We start from the raw sequence: 1,086 nt of genomic DNA on the forward strand, positions 1-1,086 counted from the left end.
TCCCAAGATTGTCAAAGATATCTTGAGAGGACTGCCAAAAAACGATTATCCAGTATTAAACAGTCGTCTGTTCTTTGAGTGCTGGCTATCTTATGCTCTGGATAACAGCTTAACAAGTATGCGAGATTTGTTTAACAGATTAAACAATACAGGATTTGAGGTAGATATTTCTACTTTTTCAAAAGCAAACTTACATCGAAGCCAGAAACCTTTTCAAGAAATTTACCAAAAACTAAATGAATTAGTCCAGAAGAAAGTTCCAAAAAAGTTACACGATAAATATGCAATTTGTCCAATAGATTCAACAATTATTACTCTCACCAGCAAATTGTTATGGGTACTAGGACACCATCAAGTAAAACTTTTTAGTTCTCTAAATCTAGCTACTGGAAGCCCATCAGATAACTTCATTAACTTTGGACATGACCATGATTATAAATTTGGTTATAAAATGATGTCTAGTCTAGCAATAAATGCTGTTGGGGTAATGGATAGGGGTTTCGCTGGATTAAAATTTGTCCAAGAATTAGTACAAGAAAATAAATATTTTGTTTTGCGGATAAAAAACAATTGGAAACTAGAATTTGATGGCTCAAATGGGTTAGTAAAAGTTGGTGCATCTGATGATGCTCAAAGTTATAGAGTAATTAATTTTTGTGATTTCGAGACAAAAACCGAGTTTCGCTTAGTTACTAATTTACCAGCCTTGGGAGAGGCTGCCGTTAGCAATGATGAAATTAGGGATATTTATCGATTACGTTGGGGAGTTGAATTGTTATGGAAGTTTTTAAAAATGCACTTAAAACTTGACAAATTAATTACTAAGAATGTCAATGGTATCACCATACAAATTTACGTTAGTTTAATAGCCTATCTAATTTTACAGATATTATCTATCCCACAACAATGGGGACATACACTATTAGATAAACTTCGCTATTTACAATCTTGTATGTGTCAGAAAATCAGTTATGTTCATTGGTTTGAGGAAATTATGTTTTGTTGAGTAATTTAATCTTTTTAGAGCTAGTGTAACTAGATATGTAAAGTTTTGTATTAGAATTCAACATTTCTGATATTTTTACT

General features: G+C 31.9%; 1 protein-coding gene. It reads left to right on the forward strand.

Features of this window, described 5'->3' with window-relative positions; all coding sequences use genetic code 11:
* The coding region (locus I8752_RS36645) for an IS4 family transposase (protein ID WP_225896149.1) at positions 1–1,006 on the forward strand (1,006 nt) is incomplete at its 5' end.
* Positions 1,007–1,086: the final 80 nt, after the last annotated feature.

The sequence above is a fragment of the Dendronalium phyllosphericum CENA369 genome, from assembly GCF_016056275.1.
Taxonomy (GTDB): Bacteria; Cyanobacteriota; Cyanobacteriia; order Cyanobacteriales; family Nostocaceae; genus Dendronalium; species Dendronalium phyllosphericum.